This is a genomic window from Streptomyces sp. STAM6, assembly GCF_054963715.1.
Map to the genome: position 1 here is coordinate 39,830 of NZ_JBUEFZ010000003.1, position 24,645 is coordinate 64,474.

Consider the following 24,645-nt stretch of genomic DNA (forward strand, 5'->3'; position numbering starts at 1 on the left):
CCGGAGACGGGAACTAGGTAAAGCCTCAGTAAGTTGCATCAGTGGGCTCTACGATCGCTGGGCCTGCATCGGTGCCGCACAGGGCGGCCCGGCGGCACACGCTGCTCCGGCGGCACACGCTGCTTCACACACGACCGCGAATTCGAGGGGCGTACGTTGGCTTTCCAGATGCCGGACCGCGGCGGAGGCCCGACCGGGCCACGGATCAGAGTCGGCCGGCCGTCCCGGCGGGCCCGCACGCTGCTCATGACCCTGGGCGTGCTGGCCGTGCTGGCGATGATCTTCGTGATGTTCGCCGGGTTCTGGACGGACTGGCTCTGGTACCGCTCCGTCCAGTATTCGTCCGTCTTCACCACCACCCTGTGGACCAAGATCGGGCTGTTCGCCGTCTTCGGCCTGCTCATGGCGCTGGCCGTCGGGCTGAACATCTGGCTCGCGCACCGGCTCCGGCCGCCGCTGAGCGCGATGTCGCTGGAACAGCAGAGCCTCGACCGCTACCGGATGGGTGTCGCCCCGTACAAGAAGTGGGTGCTCCTCGCGATCACCGCTCTGGTCGGGCTGATCGCCGGTGCCTCCGCCTCCGGTCAGTGGCGCACCTGGCTGATGTGGGTGAACGGCGTGTCCTTCGGACAGAAGGACCCGCAGTTCCGCATGGACGTGTCGTTCTACGCCTTCGACCTGCCCTGGTACCGGTTCCTGCTGGGCTTCGGCTTCGCGGCCACCGTGCTGTCGCTGATCGCCGCCGCCCTGACCCACTACCTGTACGGCGGGCTGCGCATCACCAGCCCGGGCGCGCGCGCGACCGCCGCGGCCACCGGGCACCTGTCGGTGCTGCTGGGCGTCTTCGTCTCGCTGAAGGCCGTGGCGTACTGGCTCGACCGGTACGGCCTCGCGGTGAAGTCCAGCGACTTCAAGGCGACCGGCAACTGGACGGGCCTGCGGTACGTCGACGCCAATGCCTACCTCCCGGCCAAGACCATCCTCTTCTGCATCGCCGCCATCTGCGCGGTGCTGTTCTTCGCGACGCTCTGGCGCCGCACCTGGCAGCTCCCGGTCATCGGCTTCGGCCTGATGGTGCTGTCGGCGATCCTGATCGGCGGGCTCTACCCCGCGATCGTGCAGAAGTTCCAGGTCCAGCCGAACGAGCAGGCCAAGGAAGCGCCGTACATCGAGAAGAACATCGAGGCGACGCGCAAGGCGTACGCCATCGACGGGACGAAGCCCGAGAACTACTCGGGCAAGTCCACCGTCAAGGCGAAGGACGTACTGCGCAAGGACGCGGACACGGCGGCCAGCTACCGCCTGGTCGACCCGAACATCGTCTCGCCGACGTTCCAGCAGCTGGAGCAGAAGCGGAAGTACTACCAGTTCCCCACCACGCTCGACGTCGACCGGTACCAGGGCAAGGACACGGTCATCGGTCTGCGTGAGCTGAACATCCGGGGCATCCCCAAGCGGAACTGGATCAACGACCACTTCACGTACACCCACGGCTACGGCGCGATCATGGCCACGGGTACCACGACGGACGCCAACGGCTCCCCGATCTTCACCGAGTCGGGCCTGCCCACCACCGGTCAGGCACCCAAGTACGAGCAGCGGATCTACTACGGCGAGAAGACCGAGCAGTACTCGATCGTCGGCGGTCCGCAGAAGGAGCTCGACTACGAGGAGAACGGCGAGAAGACCACCAGCTACACGGGCAAGAGCGGCGTCAACCTCTCCAACGCCTTCAACCGGGCGGCCTACGCGGTGGCGTTCAGCGAGCCGCAGATCCTCTACTCGGGAGCGATCGGCGAGGGCTCGCGGATCCTGTACAACCGCACGCCCAAGGAGCGCGTCGAGGCCGTCGCGCCGTGGCTGACCATCGACGGCGACGCCTACCCGGCGGTCGTCGGCGGCCGCATCCAGTGGATCGTCGACGCCTACACGACCACCAACGGCTACCCGTACGCGTCCCGTACGACGCTCGGCGACACCACCACGGACTCGCTGACCGCCGGCAACGACACGCGCGCGGTGGTCGCCCAGCAGAACCAGGTCAACTACATCCGCAACTCGGTGAAGGCCACCGTCGACGCCTTCGACGGCACGGTGAAGCTGTACGAGTGGGACACAGAAGACCCGGTCCTCAAGACGTGGATGAAGGCCTTCCCCGGGACGGTCGAGCCGAAGAGCGCCATCAAGCAGGACCTCAAGGACCACCTGCGGTACCCGCAGGACATGTTCAAGGTCCAGCGCGAGCTGCTCACCCGCTACCACGTCCAGGACGCCGCCCAGTTCTACAGCGGCAGTGACGCCTGGCAGGTGCCGGACGACCCGACCAACAAGGACGGCAACGCGGTCCCGCCGTACTACCTGAGCATGAAGATGCCCGGGGACCAGGCCCAGCAGTTCTCGCTGACGACGACGTTCACCCCGAACGGGCGGCCGAACCTCGGCGCCTTCATGTCGGTCGACGCCGACGCCAACAGCAAGGACTACGGCCGGATAAGGCTGCTGCGGGTGACCTCGGACGTACCGGGCCCGGCCCAGGTGCAGAACAAGCTCAACAGCCTCCCGTCGGTGGCCCAGTTCGTCCGCGACCTCAAGGGCGCCGACTCCGACATCCAGTACGGAAACCTGCTGACCGTGCCGCTCGACGGCGGATTCCTCTACGTCGAGCCGGTGTACGCGCAGGGCCGCAACGCCCTTTACCCGCTGCTGCGGAAGGTGGCGGTGTCGTACGTGGACGCGGACCAGCCGGCGAACGACACGACCAAGGACACCACGGTGTTCGAGGACAACCTGGGAGCCGCTCTGAACGCGGTCTTCGGAGTGGACGGCGAGACGCCCACCACGCCGCCGCCGACCGACACCACCAAGCCGCCGGTCACCGGCGACGCGGCGCTGAAGCAGGCCATCGCGGACGCGCAGAAGGCCTTCGCCGAAGGCGAGGCCGCGCTGAAGAAGGGTGACTGGACGGCGTACGGCAAGGCGCAGGCCGAGCTCGCGGAGGCCCTGCAGCGGGCCGCCGCCGCGGACGCCCAGCGGAAGGCGGCGCAGGGCGCCCCGGCCGACGGCAAGGGCAGCTGAGGCTCTGAGCCGGGCTTCACTCCGCGTCGTGGTACTGTTGTTTCACCGACGCGGGGTGGAGCAGCTCGGTAGCTCGCTGGGCTCATAACCCAGAGGTCGCAGGTTCAAATCCTGTCCCCGCTACTGAACACGAGGGCCCGGATCTTTCGAGATCCGGGCCCTCGGCGTGTGTCGAAGGGGGTTGAACCGTGTGCCGCGTGGGGGCGGTTGGGGTGAGACGTGTTTGACTTGTCTCCCTGTGGGCATGTCGACAAAACGCTGAAGTGACCTCACTGGCTGCGGTATACCAGGTGTACGCGCGTTGCGGGTGGTGCGACGATGGAATTTATGGGGGACAGGGCAACTCTGTTGGAGACAGGCCGGTTTGTGCAGCGGCATGCCGGAAACGCCGCAGACGTGATGACCGGCGCCGGGCCGGAGACCGCCGCCGCTGACAACGCTGCCATGGTGGGTGCCGCCGCGCTGGACGGGGTGGAGAACGGCGACACCGTCGAGACCGAGGCCCGCCACCGCCGCGCCGCCGACAGCGGGGACGCCGCCTCGATGAGCGTCCTCGGCGCGCTCCTGCTGCGCCGTGGCGATCTTGACGGCGCCGAGCCCTATCTGCGCGCCGCGACCGCCGAGGGCGACCGCGCCGCCGCCAACAACCTGGGTGTCCTGCTCCATCAGCGCGGATACGCCGACGAGGCGGCCGGCTGGTGGCGCATCGCCGCCGTGGCCGGATCCGCGGCCGCCGCGCACGCCCTGGGCCGCCACCACCGCGAGCGCGGCGACGAGCCCGCCGCCGAGTACTGGCTGCGCCAGTCCGCAGAGCAGGGGCACGCGCTGGGTGCCTACGCCCTCGCCGACCTGCTGGAGCACCGCAGCGACGCCGGTGCCGAGCGCTGGCTGCGCTCCGCCGCCGAGCAGGGCCACCGCGAGGCCGCCTACCGGCTGGCCCGCGCTCTGGAGCGGAAGGCCGAGGCCCGGGCCGGGACCGGTACCGACGCCGACGAGGCCGAGGAGGCCGCGGCGGGCACCGAGACCGCCGAGCAGTGGTACCGGCAGGCCGCCGCGCGCGGCCACCCGCGTGCCGCCCTGTACCTGGGGGCGATCCTCGAACGGCGCGGCGAGCTGAAGGAGGCCGGCCGCTGGTACCTGATGTCCGCCAAGGACGGCGAGGCCCGGGCCGCCTGCGCGCTCGGCTTCCTGCTGCGCGACGCCGGGGACGAGGAGAGCGCCGCCGTGTGGTGGCTCCGCGCCGCCCAGGACGGCGACGGCAACGCCGCCAACGCACTGGGCGCCCTGCACGCCGCCCGTGGCGAGCACCAGACCGCCGAGCGCTGGTACCGCGCCGCCACCGACGCCGGCGACGTGAACGGCGCGTACAACCTCGGGCTGCTGTTCGCCGCCCAGGACCGGGTCCCGCAGGCCGAGCAGTGGTACCGCCGCGCCGCGTACGCCGGTCACCGCGAGGCCGCCAACGCCCTGGCCATCCTGCTCCTGCAGGGCGGCGACCCGAACGGCGCCGAGCCCTGGTTCTCCAAGGCCGCCGAGGCCGGCAGCGTCGACGCCGCGTTCAACCTGGGCATCCTCTATGCCGGACGGGACGACGACCGCACGGCCCTGAGCTGGTACGAGCGCGCCGCGGCCGCCGGCCACACCGAGGCCGCGCTGCAGGTCGGCATCGCCCGCCTGCGGGACGGCGACGAGCAGGAGGCCGAGCGCCATCTGCGGACCGCGGCGGGCAGCGGCAGCGCCGAGGCCGCCTTCCGTCTGGCCACCGTCCTCGACGCGCGCCAGCCGGCCGCCGGACCGCCCGCCCTCGGCGAGCCGCAGGCCGCCAAGAGCGAGTGCGAGGAGTGGTACGAGCGGGCGGCCGAGCAGGGGCACCGCCGCGCCCAGGTGCGCGTCGGCATGCTCGCCGCCGCGCGCGGGGACACCGCCGAGGCGGCGCGCTGGTACCGCGAGGCCGCCGAGGCCGGCAGCCGCAACGGCGCCTTCAACCTGGGCCTGCTGCTCGCCCGCGACGGGAACGAGCGGGAGGCATCGCTCTGGTGGACCCGGGCCGCGCGCGCCGGCCACGGCCGGGCCGCCCTGCGCCTGGCGCTGCTCGCCGCCCGGCGGGGTGAGCTGACCGAGGGCCGGCGCTGGTGCGCCCGCGCGGTGGAGCTCGGCCCCGCGGAAGTGGCGGAGCGGGCGGCCAGGCTCAGCGAGGCCCTGCACCAGGAGCTCACCGCCTGAGGCCGGTCCCGGACCGCCGGCCGGGGCCGGGCCCGGTCGGCCCGTTCTCCAAGGCCGGCTTATGGATTTGCGCTGGTCCACGAGCTCCCGTAAGGTTGTGTTCACCGACGCGGGGTGGAGCAGCTCGGTAGCTCGCTGGGCTCATAACCCAGAGGTCGCAGGTTCAAATCCTGTCCCCGCTACCACGTACGAAGGGCCCGGATCCTATGGATCCGGGCCCTTCGGCATGTCGAGGGCTCGGCACGGTCGGGGGCGCGGCCCTTGGTCCGGAGGTGGAAGCCCCGTCCGGGAAGCAACCGCGGGGGTGCGGTGGCACGCCGTCCTGACCGGGGCCACGTGGTACTCCGCGAGGCGCGCCGCCCCCGTGGGGGCCGCGCGAGTGGCCGACGGGGCGCGCCGTCCCCGCGGGGCGCGCCGCCCTAGGCCGCCGCGGCGCAGTCGGGGCAGATGCCCCGGTAGGTGACCTCGACGCCCGAGACCGTGAAGCCGAAGCGCTCGGTGTCCGGGAGGTCCGCCAGCGGATTGCCCGCCGGGTGCACATCGCGGATCGCGCCGCAGCGGGCGCAGACCAGGTGGTGGTGGGGGCGGTGTGCGTTCGGGTCGTACCGCTTGGCGCGGCGGTCCGTGGACACCTCGAGGACCTCGCCCAGCGAGACCAGTTCACCCAGTGTGTTGTAGACGGTCGCCCTGGAGATCTCGGGGAGCCGCTCCACCGCGCGGGCGTGAACCTCGTCGGCGGTCAGGTGCACATGGTCCCCGTCGAGGACCTCGGCGACGACTCGCCTCTGCGCGGTCATACGCCAGCCGCGTCCGCGCAGCCGTTCCAACAGGTCACTCATGGGACCAGCCTAACAGGGAGGCGGAGCAAGTCCTGAACCGGTGTGGCTTTGGATTCGAGCTTGACTTAGACAAAGTCCATTGTAGGATCGACACCGGCTTTAGTAAGGGACAGGACTTGCAGTAATGACGCAGGAGGCGCACGTGACGCAGGGACCGCTCACCACGGAGGCCGGCGCGCCGGTCGCCGACAACCAGAACAGCGAGACCGCGGGCGTCGGCGGTCCGGTTCTGGTCCAGGACCAGCTGCTGCTGGAGAAGCTCGCGCACTTCAACCGTGAGCGCATTCCGGAGCGCGTGGTGCACGCGCGCGGTGCGGGGGCCTACGGCACCTTCACCGTGACCGCCGACGTCACGAAGTACACCCGCGCGAAGTTCCTCTCCGAGGTCGGCAAGCAGACCGAGACCTTCCTGCGCTTCTCGACCGTCGCGGGCAACCTCGGCGCGGCCGACGCGGTGCGCGACCCGCGCGGCTGGGCGCTGAAGTTCTACACCGAAGAGGGCAATTACGACCTCGTCGGCAACAACACCCCGGTGTTCTTCATCAAGGACGCCATCAAGTTCCCCGACTTCATCCACACGCAGAAGCGCGACCCGTACACCGGCTCCCAGGAGGCGGACAACGTCTGGGACTTCTGGGGCCTGTCGCCCGAGTCCACCCACCAGGTGACCTGGCTGTTCGGCGACCGCGGCATCCCCGCCTCGTACCGCCACATGAACGGCTACGGCTCGCACACCTACCAGTGGAACAACGAGGCCGGCGAGGTCTTCTGGGTCAAGTACCACTTCAAGACCGACCAGGGCATCAAGAACCTCACCCAGGACGAGGCCAACCGGCTCGCCGGTGAGGACCCCGACTCCCACCAGCGTGATCTGCGCGAGGCCATCGAGCGCGGTGACTTCCCGACCTGGACCGTGCAGGTCCAGATCATGCCGGCGGCCGATGCGGCGACGTACCGCTTCAACCCGTTCGACCTCACCAAGGTGTGGCCGCACGCGGACTACCCGCCGATCGAGATCGGCAAGCTGGAGCTCAACCGCAACCCGGAGAACATCTTCGCCGAGGTCGAGCAGAGCATCTTCAGCCCGGCCCACTTCGTCCCCGGCATCGGTCCGTCCCCGGACAAGATGCTCCAGGGCCGCCTCTTCGCGTACGGCGACGCCCACCGCTACCGCGTCGGCATCAACGCCGACCACCTGCCGGTGAACCGTCCGCACGCCACCGAGGCGCGCACCAACTCCCGTGACGGCTTCCTCTACGACGGCCGCCACAAGGGCGCGAAGAACTACGAGCCGAACAGCTTCGGCGGCCCCCACCAGATCGACCGCCCGCTGTGGCAGCCGGTCCCGGTGAGCGGTGCGACCGGCGACCACCCGGCCCCCGTCCACGCCGAGGACAACGACTTCGTGCAGGCGGGCAACCTCTACCGCCTGATGCCGGAGGACGAGAAGGGGCGCCTGATCGACAACCTGGCGGGGTTCATCGCCAAGGTCTCGCGCGACGACATCGTCGAGCGCGCCGTCGACAACTTCCGCCAGGCGGACGGAGACTTCGGCAAGCGGCTGGAGGCCGCGGTCCAGGCCCTGCGCGGCTGAACAGACCGGATCGCTTGCCGTAGACGGAGGGCCGGCTCCCGCTGGGGGCCGGCCCTCCGGCCCTTTCCGCGCTAGCCGGCCAGTGCCCCGGCGCGCCGGCGGACCGGCGCCCAGCAGCGGATGATGTCGCGCACGGACACGATGCCGACGGGGCCGTCCCCGTCGAGCACGATCAGATGCCGGAAGCCGCCATGGGCCATGGCTTCCGCGGCTTCCTCCAGGGTCCAGGTCGGTGCCGCGAAGACGACATCGGTGGTGGTGTGGGCGCCTGCGGTCTCCAGGTCGGGATTCTGTCCCGCGCCGACGGAGACGAGGATGTCGCGCTCGGTCAGAATGCCGAGGCCGCTGGTGTCGCGGTCCAGAACGACGGCCGCGCCGACGCGGCGCGCCGCCATCAGCCTGGCTGCCTGGCGGAGAGTGTGTGCGGGGCCGATGGTGAGGACCACTGTGCTCATGGCGTCACGGACGAGCATGAATGGAGCCACCTCCTTGGTGAATCCCTGAATGAGATGGATTCACAAGTTCACAAGCGGGGGGACTCTCAGAGTGGCAGTCATTCAGGGTCCCAACAAGAGGGGCGGGCCCAACTGGCGCTCACACGCCAGATGTTCAGGAGCGCTGGTTCAGGTATCCCAGCAACTCCTCGTGCAGCAGCCCGTTCGAGGCCGCCGCGTTGCCGCTGTGCGGCCCCGGCCTGCCGTCGAGGCCGGTGAACGAGCCGCCCGCCTCCTGCACCACGACCGCGGTCGCGGCCATGTCCCACAGCGACAGCTCCGGCTCCGCGCAGAAGTCCACCGAGCCCTCCGCGACCATCATGTACGGCCAGAAATCGCCGTACGCGCGCGTGCGCCAGCAGGCGCGCGTGAGATCCAGGAAACCGTCCAGCCGGCCCTGCTCCTCCCAGCCGCTCAGCGAGGAGTAGGCGAACGAGGCGTCGGACAGCTCCGCCACCCGGGAGACATGGATCCGGGTGGCCGAGGACAGGCTGCGGCCCGTGTACGCGCCGAGCCCCTTCGCCGCCCACCAGCGCCGGCCGAGCGCCGGGGCGGACACCACGCCGACGACGGGCTGGAACCCTCCCTCGCCCGCCTCCATGAGCGCGATCAGCGTCGCCCACACCGGCACGCCGCGCACGTAGTTCTTGGTGCCGTCGATCGGGTCGATCACCCAGCGGCGCGGACCGGTGCCCTCGACGCCGTACTCCTCGCCCAGGATCGCGTCCCGCGGCCGCGCCCGATGCAGATGCCCGCGGATCAGCTCCTCGGCGGCCCTGTCCGCCTCGCTCACCGGTGTCATGTCCGGCTTGGTCTCGACCTTCAGGTCCAGAGCCTTGAACCGGTCCATCGTGGCGGCGTCGGCGGCGTCCGCGAGGACATGGGCAAGACGCAGATCATCGTGGTAATCGGCCATGAGGCGCACTCTATCCCGGCCGATCAGCGCCGGCGGATCGGCCGCTTCCGCAGGGGCTATTGACAGTGCGTGGCAGCCTGTCGACTCTGAGCGCAGACCCGCTCGGCCTCGGAAGCGACGCTCCGGGAGGCAATGGTGCCCACCGCGCGAGAAGCTCTGCTGAACGCCGCCCTCACGGCCCTCGGCGTACTGCCCTGGTCCGCCGTCCGCATGGTCGACGTCGCGTCCGCGGCGGGGGTGTCCCGGCAGACCCTCTACAACGAGTTCGGCAGCAAGGAGGGCCTCGCCCGCGCCCTGGTGCGGCGCGAGGCCGACGCCTATCTGCGGGGCGTCGACCGCGTCCTGGCCGAGGCCCGCGGGACCGGTGACGGCGACCGGCTGGCCTCCGTCGCCGAGTGGATCGTCGGCGAGGCCCGGGCGAAACCCCTCCTGCGCGCCCTGATCACCGGCTGCTGGAGCGAGCGGCTGCCCGCGCCGCGCCCGGCCAGGCCCGGCGCCCGGCTGCTCACCGGCGCCGCCGCCCAGCGTCGCGCCGACGCCGGAACCCCGGCACCCGGAGAGCTCGCCGCCGCCGTCCGGGACCGGTCGCTGGCCGCGCTCGGCCGGCGACCGGGCGCGGAAGCCTGCGAGCTGGCCGTGCGCCTGGCCCTGTCCTACGTCGTCGCTCCCGGCTCCCCCGAGCTGGGCGACCTCGTCCGCGGCGCCGTCAGTGCGACGAACCCGACAGCTGAAGCCCGATGACGCCGATGATCACCAGTGTGATCGAAACGATCTTGAGCGTGGAGACGACGTCACCCAGGAAGATCATGCCGTAGACGGCGGTGCCCGCCGCCCCGATCCCGGTCCAGACGGCGTACGCGGGGCCCACGTCCAGCTCCCTGAGGGAGAGGGTCAGCAGCCCGAAGCTGCCCAGTCCGAAGCAGGCGAAGCCGATGCTGGGCCACAGGCGCGTGAAGCCGTACGACAGCTTGAGACAGACCGCGAAGCCCGTCTCCAGCAACCCGGCGACAACCACCAGCAGCCACGCCATCGTCGGTGCCTCCCCGCGGTAGGTCCGTGACTGCTTCGTGTCACTTGGTGCGATTATGCACTTACCAACCGCGGTCATCCGCAAACGTGCGCGAGTCAGTCCCCTTCGCGTCGCTCGCGCGTGGCGAGAAGCCGCCTGAGGGAGTACAGCCGCGCGGGGTCGGCGTGGCCCCCTTCCACCCACTCGTCCAGCCCGCAGTCCGGCTCGTCGTGGCTGCACGCGCGCGGGCAGTGTTCCGTGCCGGGCTCCAGGTCCGGGAAGGCGTGGATGACCCGCGACGGATCGACGTGGTGCAGCCCGAAGGACCGCACCCCGGGGGTGTCGATCACCCAGCCGTCCGCACGGTTGAGCGGGAGTGCGAGCGCCGAGGTGGTGGTGTGCCGTCCGCGGCCCGTCACCGCGTTGACATGACCGGTAATCCGCCGCTTGTCGTCCGGCACCAGCGCGTTCACCAGGGTCGTCTTGCCGACCCCCGAGTGGCCGACGAACGCGGTCGTCCGGCCGGCCAGGTGCTCGCGGACCCGGTCGGCGGCGGTGTGGCCGTCGTACAGCTCCTCCTGGCTCGTCACCACATGAGGGATGTCCAGCGCTCCGTACAGCTCCAGCAGCTTTTCCGGGGGCGCGAGATCCGACTTGGTCAGCACCAGCAGCGGCTCCAGACCGCCGTCGAACGCCGCCACCAGACAGCGGTCGATCAGCCGGGGACGCGGCTCGGGGTCCGCCAGGGCCGTGACGATGGCCAGCTGGTCGGCGTTGGCGACGACCACCCGCTCGTAGGGGTCGTCGTCGTCGGCCGTACGGCGCAGCACCGAGGCGCGCTCGCCGATCCGGACGATCCGCGCGAGGGTGTCCTTCCTGCCGGACATGTCACCGACCAGGGACACCCGGTCGCCGACCACCGCCGCCTTGCGGCCGAGCTCGCGCGCCTTCATCGCCATGACCACGGTGTCGTCGACCAGGCAGGTGAGGCGGCCCCGGTCGACGGTCAGGACCATGCCCTCGGCGGCGTCCTCGTGCTTCGGGCGGATGTTGGTCCGGGGACGGTTGCCCTTGCGGTTGGGGCGGGAGCGGATGTCGTCCTCGTCGGTGTGCTTGCCGTAGCGGCGCATGTCGTCAGGCCTCGAGCATTCCGGTCCACATCTGCGGGAAGTCCGGCAGTGTCTTGGCGGTGGTGGCGACGTTCTCGATCAGCACGCCGTCCACGGCGAGGCCGATGATCGAACCGGCCGTGGCCATCCGGTGGTCGTCGTAGGTGTGGAAGACGCCGCCGTGCAGCGGACGGGGACGGATGTGCAGTCCGTCCGCCGTCTCCTCGACGTCGCCGCCCAGCTCGTTGATCTCCTTGGTGAGCGCGGCCAGCCGGTCCGTCTCGTGCAGCCGCAGGTGGGCCACACCGCGCAGCGTCGACGGGGAGTCCGCCAGGGCGGCCACGGCCGCGATGCCCGGGGTCAGTTCGCCGACCTCGCCGAGGTCCGCGTCGATACCGCGGATCGTGCCTGTGCCGGTGAAGGTCAGGCCCCGCTCGTCGAGCACACAGGAGCCACCCATCTCGGTGAAGATCTCCCGCAGCGCGTCACCGGGCTGGGTGGTGTGCTCCGGCCAGTCCGGGACGGTGACCCGGCCTCCGGTGACCAGGGCGGCGGCCAGGAACGGCTGCGCGTTCGACAGGTCGGGCTCCACCGTCAGATCGCGGCCGAGCAGCGCGGAGTGCGAGACCCGCCACACGTTCGGCTCGCCACCGGTCTCCGGCTCGTCGACCTGCGCCCCGACCGTACGGAGCATGTCGACGGTCATCCGGATGTGCGGCATGGACGGCAGGCGGGCACCGGTGTGCCGCACCTCCACGCCCTGGTTGAAGCGCGCGCCCGACAGCAGCAGGGCACTGACGAACTGGGACGACGACGAGGCGTCGATCTCCACCGGACCGCCCTCCAGGGCACCCGCGCCGTACACGGTCATGGGCAGCGAACCACGGCCGTCGTCCTCCAGCCGGGCACCCAGGGCGCGCAGCGCGTCGATCACCCCGTGCAGCGGGCGCTCGTAGGAGCGCGGGTCGCCGTCGAAGCGCACCGGCCCGTCGGCGAGCGCCGCCACCGGCGGCAGGAACCGCATGACCGTCCCGGCGTTGCCGACGTCGATCGTGGCGTCACCGCGCAGCCCGGCCGGGATGACGCGCCAGGCCTCACCGGTGCCGTCCGGACCGACCCCCTCCTCGATGCCGACGCCCAGCGTGCGCAGGGCCTCGGCCATCAGCAGGGTGTCGCGGGAGCGCAGCGGCCGGCGCAGCCAGCCGGGCTCGGAGGCGAGGGCGGCCAGGACCAGGCCGCGGTTGGTGACCGACTTCGACCCGGGCACGGTGACCGTCGCGTCGACGGCTCCGCTCGCGAGCGGGGCAGGCCAGAGATCGAGGTGCGAGGGACTTTCGGTCATGCCCTCACTCTAGACGGGGTGCCTGCCCGCGGCCGGTCACAGACCGAGCAGCCAGCGACCCCCGCCGATCAGGGAACAGAGCGACACGGCATGGAAAAGGAAGAACCACATCGCGGCCGGGACGTGCGTCAGCCGGGACAGCTGGTCGGCGTCGGAGTCCGGGGCGCCGCCGTGGCGGCGCTTCGCCTGGAGTTCGAAGGCCGGGCGCACCCCTCCCAGCAGCAGGAACCACACCGCGCTGTAGGCGAACGCCGACTGCACCACCGGCTCGGTGAGCCAGGACACCAGCAGGAACGCGGCGCCCGTCAGGATGACGGTCAGTGCTCCGTACGCGTTGCGGATCATCACCAGCATGGCCAGCAGCAGGGCCGTGGCCACCCACAGCAGCAGCGTGATGCGGTGCTCGGCGAGCAGCCACGCGCCGCCGAGGCCGAGCAGGGGCGGCGCGGTGTACCCGGCGGCCGCGGTCAGGATCATGCCGAGACCGGACGGCTTGCCACGGCTGACGGTGAGGCCGCTGGTGTCCGAGTGCAGCCGGATGCCGTCCAGACGGCGGCCGGTGAGCAGCGCGACCAGCCCGTGGCCGCCCTCGTGGGCGATGGTGATCGCGTTGCGCGAGACCCGCCACACGGCGCGGGGGACCGTCACGGCGAGGGCGGCGACGGCCGTCACGACGACGAGCCACACGTCCGGGGCGGGCTGGGTACCGAAGACGTCGGCGCTGGCCATTTCTCGGACGGCTCCTCAAACGGTGGGACGGGATGGCAGGGTGACACATATGTGCGGACGTTATGCGGCGAGCCGGAGGCCCGAAGACCTCACCGGACTCTTCCAGATCGAGAAGTGGGAGCCCAAGGAGACCCTGGCCCCCGACTGGAACGTGGCTCCCACCAAGGAGGTGTACGCGGTCCTCGAACGCCCTTCCAAGGACAAGGACGCGGATCCCCGCCGTCCGGTTCGGCAGCTGCGGGCGCTGAAGTGGGGACTCGTACCGTCCTGGTCGAAGACGCCCGAGGGCGCCGCCCGGATGATCAACGCCCGTGCGGAGACGGTCCACGAGAAGCCGTCCTTCCGGCAGGCCTTCACCTCGCGCCGGTGCATCCTGCCCGCCGACGGCTATTACGAGTGGGTGACCGGCGCCCAGGAGCGGCAGCTGGAGGAGCAGGGAAAGAAGAAGCGGCCGCGCAAGCAGCCGTACTTCGTGACGCCGGCCGACGGCTCGGTCTTCGCGATGGCCGGGCTGTACGAGTTCTGGCGCGACCCCACGCTCCCGGCCGACCACCCGCAGGCCTGGTGGGCCACCTGCTCCGTGATCACCACCGATGCGGAGACCGGCCCGCTCGGGGTGGCCCCCGCCGAGGGCCCGCGCACGCTCGCGGACATCCACCCCCGCATGCCGCTGATGCTCACCCCGGACCGCTGGGACGCCTGGCTGGACCCGGCCCGCACGGACGTGGAAGACCTGCGCGCGCTGCTCGCCCCGCCGCCCGAGGGCCTGATGCGGGCCTATCCCGTCACCACGTCGGTCAGCAACGTCCGCAACAACGGCCCCGAACTGCTGGAGGAACTCGCCGCCCCGGAGGAGGGAACGCTCTTCTAGGGCGTGTACGGAAGTCCCGTCCGGCCGGATCAGGGAGCGGGTCCGGTGCGTGCGACCGACCGGCGGAGATGGGAGCCGGCGCGGCGGGGCACCTCCCGTGCCCGGAGGGCCACGGGGGAGTCGGCGTGACGACGGCGCGGCGAGCGTGCGTGCGGGACACGCGCGCCCGGCAAGATCGGCCGGACAGGACCCGGGCGGCCGGGCCGGGCAGGATGGAGCCGTGACCTCCGTGACGCACAGTGAAACCGTTCCGACCGGCGTCGGCGACGCCCGGATCACCTGGCACGCCGCCGAGGGCGACGCCCGGCTCGTGGTGGCCCTCTCCCACGGCGCCGGGGGCGGCATCGAGGCCCGTGACCTGCAAGCCCTCGCCGCCGCCCTGCCCGCAGCCGGCGTGAGCGTCGCCCTGGTCGAGCAGCCCTGGCGGGTCGCCGGCAAGAAGCTCGCGCCCGCCCCCAAGCGGCTCGACGAGGGCTGGCGAGACGTGGGGCCCGCGCTGCGCGCGGCCGGCCCGCCCGTCGTGGCCGGCGGGCGCAGCGCCGGGGCCCGCGTCGCCTGCCGCACCGCGGCCGAGCTGGGCGCCCGCGCCGTACTCGCACTGTCCTTCCCGCTCCACCCGCCGGGCAAGCCGGAGAGCTCCCGGGCGGACGAGCTGCTCGGGGCCGGCGTGCCCACCCTCGTCGTCCAGGGCGGCAGCGATCCGTTCGGGAAGCCGGAGGAGTTCCCGGCGGGCGACCACGAGATGGTCGAGGTCCCCTTCGGCGATCATGGCTTCGCGGTGCCGAAACGGGCCCCCGTCACGCAGGAGGAGGCCCTCCGGGTGATCACCGACGGGGTCGGGACATGGGTGGCCGCCCTGCGGGAATGAGGAGCGGCCCTCTTCTGTTGTGACGTTCGTCGATGAAACAGAGAGCCACGAGAGGGAGTCCGTCGCATGGGTTCGACCATCTGCCCGAGTCGACCGCACGCCGCAGAGCCGGCCTGGACGGTTCTGCCCGCGGCCACGATCGCGCCCGGCCGGGCGTCGGGCGGAAAGAATCGGAAGGGACTGTCACCGGAAGGTCGACTATTCTCCGATTCGAGCGGGTCCGCACTCGGTCTCGCCACAGCGCTGGAGGAGGTGGGTCCGGTCACTGGGACCGACGCAGGGACCGACGACGGCCCCGAGGAGACGACCGTCGAGCGCAACGCGCGCTTCGAGCGGGACGCCCTCGGTTACCTCGACCAGATGTACTCGGCGGCGCTGCGCATGACACGCAACCCGGCGGACGCGGAGGACCTGGTCCAGGAGACGTACGCCAAGGCGTACGGGTCCTTCCACCAGTTCCGCGAGGGAACGAACCTCAAGGCGTGGCTGTACCGGATCCTCACCAACACCTTCATCAACTCGTACCGGAAGAAGCAGCGCGAGCCCCAGCGCAGCGCCGCCGAGGAGATCGAGGACTGGCAGCTGGCGCGCGCCGAGTCGCACATGTCCACCGGTCTGCGCTCCGCCGAGTCGCAGGCGCTGGACCACCTGCCGGACTCCGATGTGAAGGAAGCCCTCCAGGCCATCCCGGAGGAGTTCCGCATCGCGGTCTATCTCGCGGACGTCGAGGGCTTTGCGTACAAGGAGATCGCGGACATCATGGGTACACCCATCGGCACGGTGATGTCCCGACTGCACCGTGGCCGCCGCCAGTTGCGCGGCATGCTCGAGGACTACGCCCGCGAACGCGGTCTGGTCCCCGCGGGCGCCGGAGAGTCGTCGAACGATCGGAAAGGCTCGGGCTCATGAGCTGCGGAGAGCCGCACGAGACGGATTGCTCGGAGGTCCTGGACCATCTCTACGAGTTCCTCGACCATGAGATGCCCGACAGCGACTGCACCAAGTTCGAGGTGCACTTCGAGGAATGCTCTCCGTGCCTGGAGAAGTACGGGCTCGAGCAGGCCGTGAAGAAGCTGGTCAAGCGCTGCTGCGGCCAGGACGACGTACCGACCGACCTGCGCGCCAAGGTGATGGGACGGATCGAGCTGATCCGGTCCGGGCAGGCCGTGCCCGACCACGACGTGTCGACGGCCACCCAGGAATGACCCGCGTCGACGCCGTGTGCGTCGGGGAGTGACACAGCGCCGTCGGGAAGGGGCGCGCCGCGATCACCGCGGCGCGCCCCTTCCCCGTTCATCGCGTCCCCGCGGCCGGCAGCACGTCACCCGAAGGTGCTAATCGATTCGGACCCGCCGCCCCGGCCCACCCAACTCGCTAGCCTGGCGCTCAATTTGGGCGAACTGGAGCCCGGTGCACCGGGACGGACGGGAGGGCGGGAGAGCGTGGCGGGCATTCCGGCAGCGGCGCGCGCGTACATGACCTGCGCCGTGCTGTGCGCCACCGCGTGCGCGCTCCCCGCGTTCGCACCGGGCGCCGCGACCCCGTGGGGAGCCGTCGGGCTCCTCGCCGCGCTGTACGCCTTCTGCGAATGGCCGGCCCGATGTCCGTCCCTCGGCCGGATCACGAGCGGCGCCGTCATGCCGGTGGGCGCCGCGTCCTTCTTCCCGGTCCTGCTCGCCGCCGTCCTGCTGCTGCCGCCCTCCGCCGCAGCCCTCGTCGCCGTGCCCGGCGGCCTGGTCGCCCGCGTCGAGCACCGGCCCAGGACGGCCCGCCGGATCTGGCGCACCGCCCAGCTCGCCGTCGCCGCCTGGGCCGCCGCCGGGACCGGGTCGCTCCTCGGCGGGTCCGCCGCGCTCGGCGGCGCCGGCCACGTCCCGTCCGCCCCGGACTTTCCCTACGCGCTGCTGCCGGCCACCGCCTCGGTGCTCACCTTCTGCCTTGTCCTCACCGCCCTCGAAGGCGGCATCCGCGCCACCGCCGAGCACGTGCCGCCGCGCGGTGCCTGGCGCGGACTCCTCCTGCGCTCGCTCGCCCCGCACGCCGTGCACGGCCTCGCCGGGCTGATGATGGCGGTCCTCTGGCGCAGCCCCTACGGCTGGCCGGCCGCCCTCTTCGTGCTGCTGCCCATGTACATCTCCTGCTGGATGTTCGGCCAGTACCACCGGGAGCGCGCCGCCCACCAGGCGACGATCCGGGCCCTGGTGCAGGCCGTCGACATCAAGGACAAGTACACCCGCGGGCACAGCGAGCGGGTGGGCCGCGCCTCCGTGCTCATCGCCCGGGAGCTCGGCATGGACGAGGCGCGCCTGGAGGTGCTCCGCTTCGCCGGCATCCTGCACGACGTCGGCAAGCTGGGCGTACCGACCCGGGTGCTGCGCAAGGACGGGCCGCTCACCCCGGAGGAGCGGCGGATCATCGAGCTGCACCCCGAGTACGGGCACGAGATGGTCCGGGGGATCGGCTTCCTCGGCGAGGCCCGTTCCGCGATCCTGCACCACCACGAGCGCCTGGACGGCACCGGCTACCCGTACGGGCTGCGCGGCGCGCAGATCCCCGAGTTCGCCCGGGTGGTGGCCGTCGCCGACGCCTTCGACGCCATGACGTCGACCCGCTCCTACAGCCGTGCCCGTCCGGTGCCGACGGCGGTCGCGGAGCTGGAGCGGTGCGCGGGCACCCAGTTCGACCCGAGGATGGTGCAGGCCCTGGTCCGGGCGCTCGCCCGGCACGGCTGGCAGACCGAGGTCACCGCCGACCAGACGCTGCCGGGCGTTCCCGCGCCCCCGCGCGGAAACGTCCCGCCTCCCCATGACCAGGCACGACGGCCGGCGTCCGGCGGTCTCGGGCGGCCGTCCGAGAACCCTGCCCACGGCGGCACACGATGATGCGCGGCGGCCGGATCTCCGTCACCGTGGTCCGGCCCCCGGCCGCCGCCGTCGCCGCCGTGTACACCGCGGCCGGCGCGCTCACCGCCGGCGGGCTCGGCTGGACGCTCTGGCACGGGATCGTGGAGCCCGGAACCGCGCTCGCCTTCGGGCTGTTCATCGCCGTCGGCGAGCTCGCCCGCTGGGGCGCCCTGCCCGGGGAGAGGGAGCCCGCGCCGCTCGGGGCGGCCGCCGCCCTCGCGTACGCGCTGCTCGGCGAGGCCGGCGGGCGTCCCACCGGCCACGGAGTACCGCAGATCGTCGCCGTCGCCGTCGCGGGCGCCCTCGCCGGGGTCGTCCCGCACGTCGCCCGCGGCAACGGCCCCGCGCTCGACCACGTCGCCCGCCGGGTGCTCACCGTCGGCTTCGCCGCGGTCTGCTTCCAGCCTCTCTTCAACTCCGGCCAGTTGCTGAGGAGCACCGGCCGCGGGCCGTACTACGCGCTGTTCCTGCTGCTCGTGCTCGCGCTGACCGCGCTGTGCGACGCCGTCCTGGCCGCCCTCATACGCAGCGCCCGTACTCTCCCGCGCGGTGCCGGGCGCGCGGCCGGCGCGCCCGCCGTCCCCGTCCCGTTCGTCCCGGTCCTGCGCGGCGAGCTGCGGGCGCTGACCGGCATCGGCTCGGCCGTGTGCGCCACGGGGGCCGTCGTGGCCCTGGCCGTGGCCGTGGCAGGGCTGTGGGCGCTGCCGGTGTTCTGCCTGCCGCTGCTGCTCACCCAGCTCTCCTTCCGCCGGTACCTCGCCGTCCGCGCCACCTACCGCCAGACGATCGCCTCCCTCGCGCGTGCCACCGAGGTCGCCGGATACACGTCCCCCGGCCACGCCCACCGGGTGGCGGCCCTGAGCAGGGCCGTCGGGCGCGAGCTCGGGATGTCGGGGCCGGAGCTGACCGTCCTGGAGTACGCCGCACTGATGCACGACATCGGTCAGCTGTCCCTGGTCGACCCGGTACCGGAGGGCGCCACCGCTCTGCTGCCGGCCGCCGAGCAGCGCCGGATCGCGCTCCTGGGCGGGGCTGTGGTCCGCCAGACCGGCGTCCCGGAGGCCGTCGCCGTCGTCGTGGAGCGGCAGGCCGACCCGTATCGCGAGCAGCCCCTGCCGGCCAGGATCGTCCGCACCGTCAACGCGTACGACGACCTGTCCGGGGAAAGCGACCGGAAAGCGCTCTGCGCCCTGGAACAGCTCAGGCTGGGCACTGCCCGGGACCATCATCCGGCCGTGGTGGAGTCCCTCGCCAGAGTCCTCGCCCGCGGCGGCGTCGCCCGCCCGGCACCTGGGTAACCCATGGGTAATGAGCGGGCGTGTGACCCGGCATGGTTGGATGCGAACAAGAGGGTGTCCGGGGGCAGTGACCTTCAGCGACCGGCAGGCGGGAATCGTGAGGATCTTCGGGAAGGTACGGCATCGGCCCTCCGCCTCGTGGCGGCAGGCCACCGACCGCGCGTTCACGCTGATCGGGGACGGGCGGTACGAGGACGCGGGCGCGCTGCTCACGCGTGCGGCGGACCTGGAGCCCTGGCTCTCGGAGTCCTGGTTCAACCTGGCGCTGCTGCACAAGTTCCGGCACGACTGGGAGCAGGCGCGCACCGCGGGCCTGCGGGCCGTCGCCCTGCTCGACAAGGAGACCGGCGCACCGGACTGGTGGAACGTCGGCATCGCCGCCACCGCGCTCCAGGACTGGCCGCTGGCGCGCCGCGCCTGGCAGGCCTACGGGCTGAAGGTGCCCGGAGCCGCCGCGGCCGGCGGGGAGCCGGCCGGGATGGAGCTGGGCAGCGCGGCCGTCCGGCTGTCGCCGGAGGGCGAGGCCGAGGTCGTGTGGGGACGCCGGCTGGATCCGGCGCGGATAGAGGTGCTGTCCATCCCGCTGCCGTCGTCCGGGCGGCGCTGGGGCGAGGTCGTCCTGCACGACGGCGTCCCGCACGGTGAACGCACCACCTCCGCCGGGCACAGCTTCCCCGTCTTCGACGAGATCGAACTGTGGGCGCCGTCCCCGGTGCCGACCTGGGTGGTGCTCCTGGAGGCGGCCACCGAGGCCGACCGGGACGCCCTGGAGCAGCTCGCCGCGGACGCCGGCTTCGCCGCCGAGGACTGGTCCTCGTCGGTGCGGCTGCTGTGCCGTGCCTGTTCGGAGTCGCGGATGCCCAGTGCCGAGGGCGAGGGCGAACACCTGGACCCGCACGATCACAGCGAGCCGGGCCACCCCGGGCCGCTCGGCCACCGCTCGCCCGGCGAGCTGTGGGTGCCGGAGCGCGAATGCGGCATCGCGGCGCCCGCCGGACTGGTGCGCGGCCTGCTCGACGGATGGGTGGCGGACAGTCCCGACAGCCGCGAGTGGCGGGATCTCGAAGAAGTCTGCTGACTCGTGCCCGTAGGCTGTACGGGCACAACGCAGCATCGGGTGACAGGGAAGGCGCAGTGGCGGACATGGCGCAGCAGGAGACGGCTCAGCAGGTCGACGACGAGGGCTTCGTCATCGACACGGAGGACTGCGAGGAGCGCGAGACCGCGTACCGCGAGCGCGGCACCTCCCGCCCCATCACGGTCGTCGGCAACCCGGTGCTGCACAAGGAGTGCAAGGACGTCACCGAGTTCGACGACAAGCTGGCGCAGCTCATCGACGACATGTTCGCCAGCCAGCGGACGGCGGAGGGCGTCGGCCTGGCCGCCAACCAGATCGGCGTCGACCTGAAGGTCTTCGTCTACGACTGCCCGGACGACGAGGGCGTGCGGCACACCGGCTACGTCGTCAACCCCGTCCTCCAGGACCTCCCGGCGGACCGCCGTGTCCTCGACGACTCCAACGAGGGCTGCCTGTCCGTCCCGACGGCGTACGCCTCGCTGGCCCGCCCGGACTACGCCGAGGTGCACGGCAAGGACATGCACGGCAACCCCGTCAAGGTGCGCGGCACGGGCTACTTCGCCCGCTGCCTCCAGCACGAGACGGACCACCTGTACGGCTACCTGTACATCGACCGCCTCTCGAAGCGGGACCGCAAGGACGCGCTCCGTCAGATGGCCGAGGGCACCCCGCGCTACCCGGTCGTCGCGAACGACTGATCCCGCCGTACGGCGAAGGGCCCCGCTCCTCCGGGAGCGGGGCCCTTCGCCGTCGCGGAAGGCGCGGCGGCTCAGAAGTCCTCGTCGAGGTCGACCGAGCCCTCCACCGCCACCTGGTACGCCGACGGGCGGCGCTCGAAGAAGTTGGTCAGCTCCTGGACGCCCTGCAGCTCCATGAACGAGAACGGGTTCTCCGAGCCGTACACCGGGGCGAAGCCGAGCCGGACCAGGCGCTGGTCGGCGACGCACTGGAGATACTCGCGCATCGACTCGGTGTTCATGCCGGGCAGGCCGTCACCGCACAGGTCGCGGCCGAACTGCAGCTCCGCCTCGACCGCCTCCCTCAGCATGTCGGTGACCTGCCGCTGGAGTTCGTCGTCGAAGAGCTCGGGCTCCTCCTTGCGGACCGTGTCCACGACCTCGAAGGCGAAGTTCATGTGCATGGTCTCGTCGCGGAACACCCAGTTGGTGCCGGTGGCCAGGCCGTGCAGCAGGCCGCGGCTGCGGAACCAGTACACGTAGGCGAAGGCGCCGTAGAAGAACAGGCCCTCGATGCACGCGGCGAAGCAGATCAGGTTGAGCAGGAAGCGCCGGCGGTCCGCCTGCGTCTCCAGCCGCTCGATCTTCTCGACCGAGTCCATCCACTTGAAGCAGAACTGCGCCTTCTCGCGGATGGAGGGGATGTTCTCGACCGCCGCGAAGGCCGCCGAACGGTCCTCCGGGTCGGGCAGGTAGGTGTCGAGCAGCGTCAGGTAGAACTGGACGTGCACGGCCTCCTCGAAGAGCTGGCGCGACAGGTACAGGCGCGCCTCCGGGGAGTTGATGTGCTTGTACAGCGTCAGGACGAGGTTGTTCGCCACGATCGAGTCGCCCGTCGCGAAGAACGCGACCAGGCGGCCGATCATGTGCTGCTCGGCCGGCGTCAGCTTCGCGAGGTCGGCGACGTCCGAGTGGAGGTCGACCTCCTCCACGGTCCAGGTGTTCTTGATGGCGTCCCGGTAGCGCTCGTAGAAGTCCGGGTAGCGCATCGGACGGAGGGTCAGCTCGAAGCCCGGGTCGAGGAGGTTCTTCTCGGGCGACGGGTGGGCGCTCATTACTGGCAGGCCTCGCAGGACTCGGGGTTTTCGAGGGAGCAGGCGACCGCCTCGGGGTCGGCGACCTGCTGAACGGGGATGGATGCCCGCGCGGCACGGGCGATCCGGGTCGCCGGACGCGAGCGCAGGTAGTACGTCGTCTTCAGGCCCTGCTTCCAGGCGTACGCGTACATCGACGACAGCTTGCCGATGGTGGGCGTCTCCATGAACAGGTTCAGCGACTGCGACTGGTCCAGGAACGGGGTCCGCGCCGCCGCCATGTCGATCAGGCCGCGCTGCGGGATCTCCCAGGCCGTCCGGTACAGCGCACGCACCTCGGCGGGCACCCAGCTGAAGCCCTGCACCGATCCGTTGGACTCGCGCAGCGCCTCCCGGGTCTGCGCGTCCCACACGCCGAGCTTCTTCAGCTCTTCGACCAGGTAGGAGTTGACCTGGAGGAACTCACCCGACAGCGTCTCACGCTTGAAGAGGTTGGAGACCTGCGGCTCGATGCACTCGTACACGCCGGCGATGGAGGCAATGGTCGCGGTCGGGGCGATGGCCAGCAGCAGCGAGTTGCGCATGCCGACCGAGGCGATCCGCTCGCGCAGCGCCGCCCAGCGCTCCGGCCAGTTCAGCTCCACGTCGTAGTGGTCCGGGTGCAGCACCCCGCGCGCCGCCCGGGTCTGCTCCCATGCGGGGAGCGGGCCGCTGCGCTCGGCGAGGTCGGCGGAGGCCTCGTAGGCCGCGAGCATGATCCGCTCGGCGATCCGGGTCGACAGGGCGCGCGCCTCGGGGGAGTCGAACGGCAGCTTCAGCTGGAAGAAGACGTCCTGCAGGCCCATCGCGCCCAGACCCACCGGCCGCCACTTGGTGTTGGACCGGCCGGCCTGCTCGGTCGGGTAGAAGTTGATGTCGACGACCCGGTCGAGGAACGTCACGGCGGTGCGGACGGTCTCGTCCAGCCGCTCCCAGTCGATCGTGCCTCCGGCGACGAAGGCGCCCAGGTTCACCGAACCGAGGTTGCAGACGGCGGTCTCGCCGTCGTTCGTCACCTCGATGATCTCGGTGCACAGGTTGGAGGAGTGCACGACCGTGCCGGGCTCGGCGGTCTGGTTCGCGGTCCGGTTGGAGGCGTCCTTGAACGTCATCCAGCCCTGGCCGGTCTGCGCGAGGGTGCGCATCATGCGGCCGTACAGGTCACGGGCCGGCATGGTCTTCTTGGCCAGTCCGGCCGCCTCGGCCCTGCGGTAGGCGGTGTCGAACTCCTCGCCGTACAGGTCGACGAGCTCCGGCACGTCGGCCGGCGAGAACAGCGACCACTCGGCGTCCGCGTTGACCCGGCGCATGAACTCGTCCGGGATCCAGTGCGCCAGGTTGAGGTTGTGGGTGCGCCGGGCGTCCTCGCCCGTGTTGTCGCGCAGCTCCAGGAACTCCTCGATGTCCGCGTGCCAGGTCTCCAGGTAGACCGCGGCCGCGCCCTTGCGGCGGCCGCCCTGGTTCACGGCGGCGACCGAGGCGTCCAGGGTCTTCAGGAACGGCACGATGCCGTTGGAGTGGCCGTTGGTGCCGCGGATGAGCGAACCGCGGGCACGGATGCGGGAGTAGGACAGTCCGATGCCGCCCGCGTGCTTGGAGAGCCGCGCCACCTGGTGGTAGCGGTCGTAGATCGAGTCCAGCTCGTCCTGCGGCGAGTCCAGCAGGTAGCAGGACGACATCTGCGGGTGGCGGGTGCCGGAGTTGAACAGCGTGGGGGAGGACGGCAGGTAGTCGAGCCGGCTCATCAGCCGGTAGAGCGCCGCGACCTCGTCCAGCGCGCGCAGCGAGTCGTCCTCCGCGAGGCCGGCCGCCACGCGCAGCATGAAGTGCTGCGGGGTCTCGATGACCTTGCGCGTGATCGGGTGCCGGAGCAGATAGCGCGAGTAGAGCGTCCGCAGGCCGAAGTAGCCGAAGCGGTCGTCCGCCTCCGGGTCGACGAGGCCGTCCATCCGTACGGTGTGCAGACGGACGAACTCGGCCGTGCGGTCGGCGATCAGGCCCTCACGGTGGCCGACGGCCACGGACGCCGAGAACGACACCGCGCCCTGGCTCGCCGCCTCTTCGGCGATGGTCCGGGTCAGCAGCCTGGCGGCGAGCCGCGAGTACGCGGGGTCCTCGGAGATGAGTCCGGCGGCCGCCTCGGTGGCGAGCTCCCGCAGTTCGGCGTCGTCCGAACCGGCGTGCCGGCCGCGCAGCGCGGCGGCGGCGACCCGGCCGGGGTCCGTGTCGGGCAGATCGGCGGTGAGGTCCGTCAGGGTCCGCAGCAGGTCGGCGCCGCGGCCCGAAGGACCTCCGTCGAGGGCGGTGGTGGGAGACGGGTGGGCGGTCCCGGGTCCGTCGGTCTCCGTGTCCGTGACGCTTGAGGCCGGATCGGCTGGCGCGATGGTCACGTGGGGGCTCTCCCTCGCTCGGCTCGGGGCCGGCGGGCGGGCAGGGGAGCGGGGCGCCCGGGCACAGGGGCGCATGCACCGCGTCCACCGGCCCACT

At 71.6% G+C, this 24,645-nt stretch carries 21 protein-coding genes and 2 tRNA genes; 14 read left to right on the plus strand and 9 right to left on the minus strand.

Annotation, left to right across the window (positions count from 1 at the left end; genetic code table 11):
• Window positions 1–168: 168 nt before the first annotated feature.
• The 4 genes from ACY34K_RS04975 (at window position 169) to ACY34K_RS04990 (ending at window position 5,483) form a co-directional block, all read left to right on the plus strand.
• Complete coding sequence (locus ACY34K_RS04975) at window positions 169–3,075, plus strand: UPF0182 family membrane protein (protein WP_462744762.1); 2,907 nt, start codon at window positions 169–171, stop codon at window positions 3,073–3,075.
• Between the two features lie 49 nt (window positions 3,076–3,124).
• A tRNA-Met gene (locus ACY34K_RS04980) sits at window positions 3,125–3,198 on the plus strand.
• Between the two features lie 195 nt (window positions 3,199–3,393).
• The gene (locus tag ACY34K_RS04985; RefSeq protein WP_462744099.1) at window positions 3,394–5,298 is read left to right on the plus strand and encodes a tetratricopeptide repeat protein; all 1,905 of its coding nucleotides are present in this window, start codon (window positions 3,394–3,396) and stop codon (window positions 5,296–5,298) included.
• Window positions 5,299–5,406: 108 nt separating this feature from the next.
• A tRNA-Met gene (locus ACY34K_RS04990) sits at window positions 5,407–5,483 on the plus strand.
• A gap of 234 nt (window positions 5,484–5,717) precedes the next feature.
• Here the strand turns inward: ACY34K_RS04990 and ACY34K_RS04995 are convergent.
• Window positions 5,718–6,137 (minus strand): Fur family transcriptional regulator, encoded by a 420-nt coding sequence (locus ACY34K_RS04995; RefSeq protein WP_462744101.1) that lies wholly within the window; start codon window positions 6,135–6,137, stop codon window positions 5,718–5,720.
• Between the two features lie 142 nt (window positions 6,138–6,279).
• On the opposite strand from ACY34K_RS04995, the gene ACY34K_RS05000 reads away from it, so the two are divergent.
• Complete coding sequence (locus ACY34K_RS05000; protein ID WP_462744103.1) at window positions 6,280–7,731, plus strand: catalase; 1,452 nt, start codon at window positions 6,280–6,282, stop codon at window positions 7,729–7,731.
• Between the two features lie 71 nt (window positions 7,732–7,802).
• Here the strand turns inward: ACY34K_RS05000 and ACY34K_RS05005 are convergent, their stop codons facing one another.
• Both ACY34K_RS05005 and hisN read right to left on the minus strand, forming a co-directional pair.
• Entirely contained in the window at window positions 7,803–8,204 is a 402-nt protein-coding gene (locus ACY34K_RS05005) for a CBS domain-containing protein (protein ID WP_462744105.1), read from the minus strand.
• Window positions 8,205–8,340: 136 nt separating this feature from the next.
• Window positions 8,341–9,141, minus strand: a complete 801-nt coding sequence (gene hisN, locus ACY34K_RS05010) for a histidinol-phosphatase (protein ID WP_462744107.1) — start codon at window positions 9,139–9,141, stop codon at window positions 8,341–8,343.
• 135 nt (window positions 9,142–9,276) lie between these two features.
• Here hisN and ACY34K_RS05015 point away from each other — a divergent pair, with 135 nt between their 5' ends.
• Entirely contained in the window at window positions 9,277–9,882 is a 606-nt protein-coding gene (locus ACY34K_RS05015; protein ID WP_462744109.1) for a TetR/AcrR family transcriptional regulator, read from the plus strand.
• On the opposite strand, the gene ACY34K_RS05020 is transcribed toward ACY34K_RS05015, so the two are convergent.
• The 4 genes from ACY34K_RS05020 to ACY34K_RS05035 all read right to left on the minus strand — a co-directional run bounded on the left by ACY34K_RS05020 (window position 9,848) and on the right by ACY34K_RS05035 (window position 13,330).
• Window positions 9,848–10,171, minus strand: a complete 324-nt coding sequence (locus tag ACY34K_RS05020) for a DMT family transporter (protein WP_462744111.1) — start codon at window positions 10,169–10,171, stop codon at window positions 9,848–9,850. The two genes, ACY34K_RS05015 and ACY34K_RS05020, sit on opposite strands and share 35 nt — an antisense overlap.
• Before the next feature lie 95 nt (window positions 10,172–10,266).
• Window positions 10,267–11,280 (minus strand): ribosome small subunit-dependent GTPase A, encoded by a 1,014-nt coding sequence (gene rsgA, locus ACY34K_RS05025; RefSeq protein ID WP_462744113.1) that lies wholly within the window; start codon window positions 11,278–11,280, stop codon window positions 10,267–10,269.
• Window positions 11,281–11,284: 4 nt separating this feature from the next.
• Window positions 11,285–12,601, minus strand: a complete 1,317-nt coding sequence (gene aroA / locus ACY34K_RS05030) for a 3-phosphoshikimate 1-carboxyvinyltransferase (protein WP_462744115.1) — start codon at window positions 12,599–12,601, stop codon at window positions 11,285–11,287.
• A gap of 36 nt (window positions 12,602–12,637) precedes the next feature.
• Window positions 12,638–13,330, minus strand: a complete 693-nt coding sequence (locus ACY34K_RS05035) for a M50 family metallopeptidase (RefSeq protein WP_462744117.1) — start codon at window positions 13,328–13,330, stop codon at window positions 12,638–12,640.
• 49 nt (window positions 13,331–13,379) lie between these two features.
• On the opposite strand from ACY34K_RS05035, the gene ACY34K_RS05040 reads away from it, so the two are divergent.
• The 8 genes from ACY34K_RS05040 (at window position 13,380) to def (ending at window position 21,046) form a co-directional block, all read left to right on the plus strand.
• The gene (locus ACY34K_RS05040; RefSeq protein WP_462744119.1) at window positions 13,380–14,201 is read left to right on the plus strand and encodes an SOS response-associated peptidase; all 822 of its coding nucleotides are present in this window, start codon (window positions 13,380–13,382) and stop codon (window positions 14,199–14,201) included.
• A 229-nt stretch (window positions 14,202–14,430) separates the two neighbouring features.
• Complete coding sequence (locus ACY34K_RS05045) at window positions 14,431–15,069, plus strand: alpha/beta hydrolase family protein (protein WP_462744121.1); 639 nt, start codon at window positions 14,431–14,433, stop codon at window positions 15,067–15,069.
• Between the two features lie 252 nt (window positions 15,070–15,321).
• A complete protein-coding gene (locus tag ACY34K_RS05050; protein WP_462744123.1) occupies window positions 15,322–15,978 on the plus strand; it encodes a sigma-70 family RNA polymerase sigma factor in 657 nt (218 codons plus the stop codon).
• Complete coding sequence (gene rsrA, locus ACY34K_RS05055) at window positions 15,975–16,274, plus strand: mycothiol system anti-sigma-R factor (RefSeq protein ID WP_462744125.1); 300 nt, start codon at window positions 15,975–15,977, stop codon at window positions 16,272–16,274. The genes ACY34K_RS05050 and rsrA overlap by 4 nt, the downstream gene beginning before the upstream one ends.
• A 237-nt stretch (window positions 16,275–16,511) precedes the next feature.
• Window positions 16,512–17,951 (plus strand): HD-GYP domain-containing protein, encoded by a 1,440-nt coding sequence (locus tag ACY34K_RS05060; protein WP_462744127.1) that lies wholly within the window; start codon window positions 16,512–16,514, stop codon window positions 17,949–17,951.
• Window positions 17,951–19,270, plus strand: a complete 1,320-nt coding sequence (locus tag ACY34K_RS05065) for an HD-GYP domain-containing protein (protein ID WP_462744764.1) — start codon at window positions 17,951–17,953, stop codon at window positions 19,268–19,270. Before ACY34K_RS05060 ends, ACY34K_RS05065 begins: the two co-directional genes overlap by 1 nt.
• A gap of 97 nt (window positions 19,271–19,367) precedes the next feature.
• Window positions 19,368–20,348: a tetratricopeptide repeat protein gene (locus ACY34K_RS05070; RefSeq protein ID WP_462744766.1), complete on the plus strand. Its 981-nt coding sequence runs from the start codon at window positions 19,368–19,370 to the stop codon at window positions 20,346–20,348.
• Between the two features lie 65 nt (window positions 20,349–20,413).
• The gene (gene def / locus ACY34K_RS05075) at window positions 20,414–21,046 is read left to right on the plus strand and encodes a peptide deformylase (protein ID WP_462744129.1); all 633 of its coding nucleotides are present in this window, start codon (window positions 20,414–20,416) and stop codon (window positions 21,044–21,046) included.
• A 71-nt stretch (window positions 21,047–21,117) separates the two neighbouring features.
• Here def and ACY34K_RS05080 read toward each other — a convergent pair whose 3' ends face one another.
• Window positions 21,118–22,140, minus strand: a complete 1,023-nt coding sequence (locus ACY34K_RS05080) for a ribonucleotide-diphosphate reductase subunit beta (protein ID WP_462744131.1) — start codon at window positions 22,138–22,140, stop codon at window positions 21,118–21,120.
• Window positions 22,140–24,548 (minus strand): ribonucleoside-diphosphate reductase subunit alpha, encoded by a 2,409-nt coding sequence (locus ACY34K_RS05085; RefSeq protein ID WP_462744133.1) that lies wholly within the window; start codon window positions 24,546–24,548, stop codon window positions 22,140–22,142. The genes ACY34K_RS05080 and ACY34K_RS05085 overlap by 1 nt, the downstream gene beginning before the upstream one ends.
• Between the last annotated feature and the right edge of the window lie 97 nt (window positions 24,549–24,645).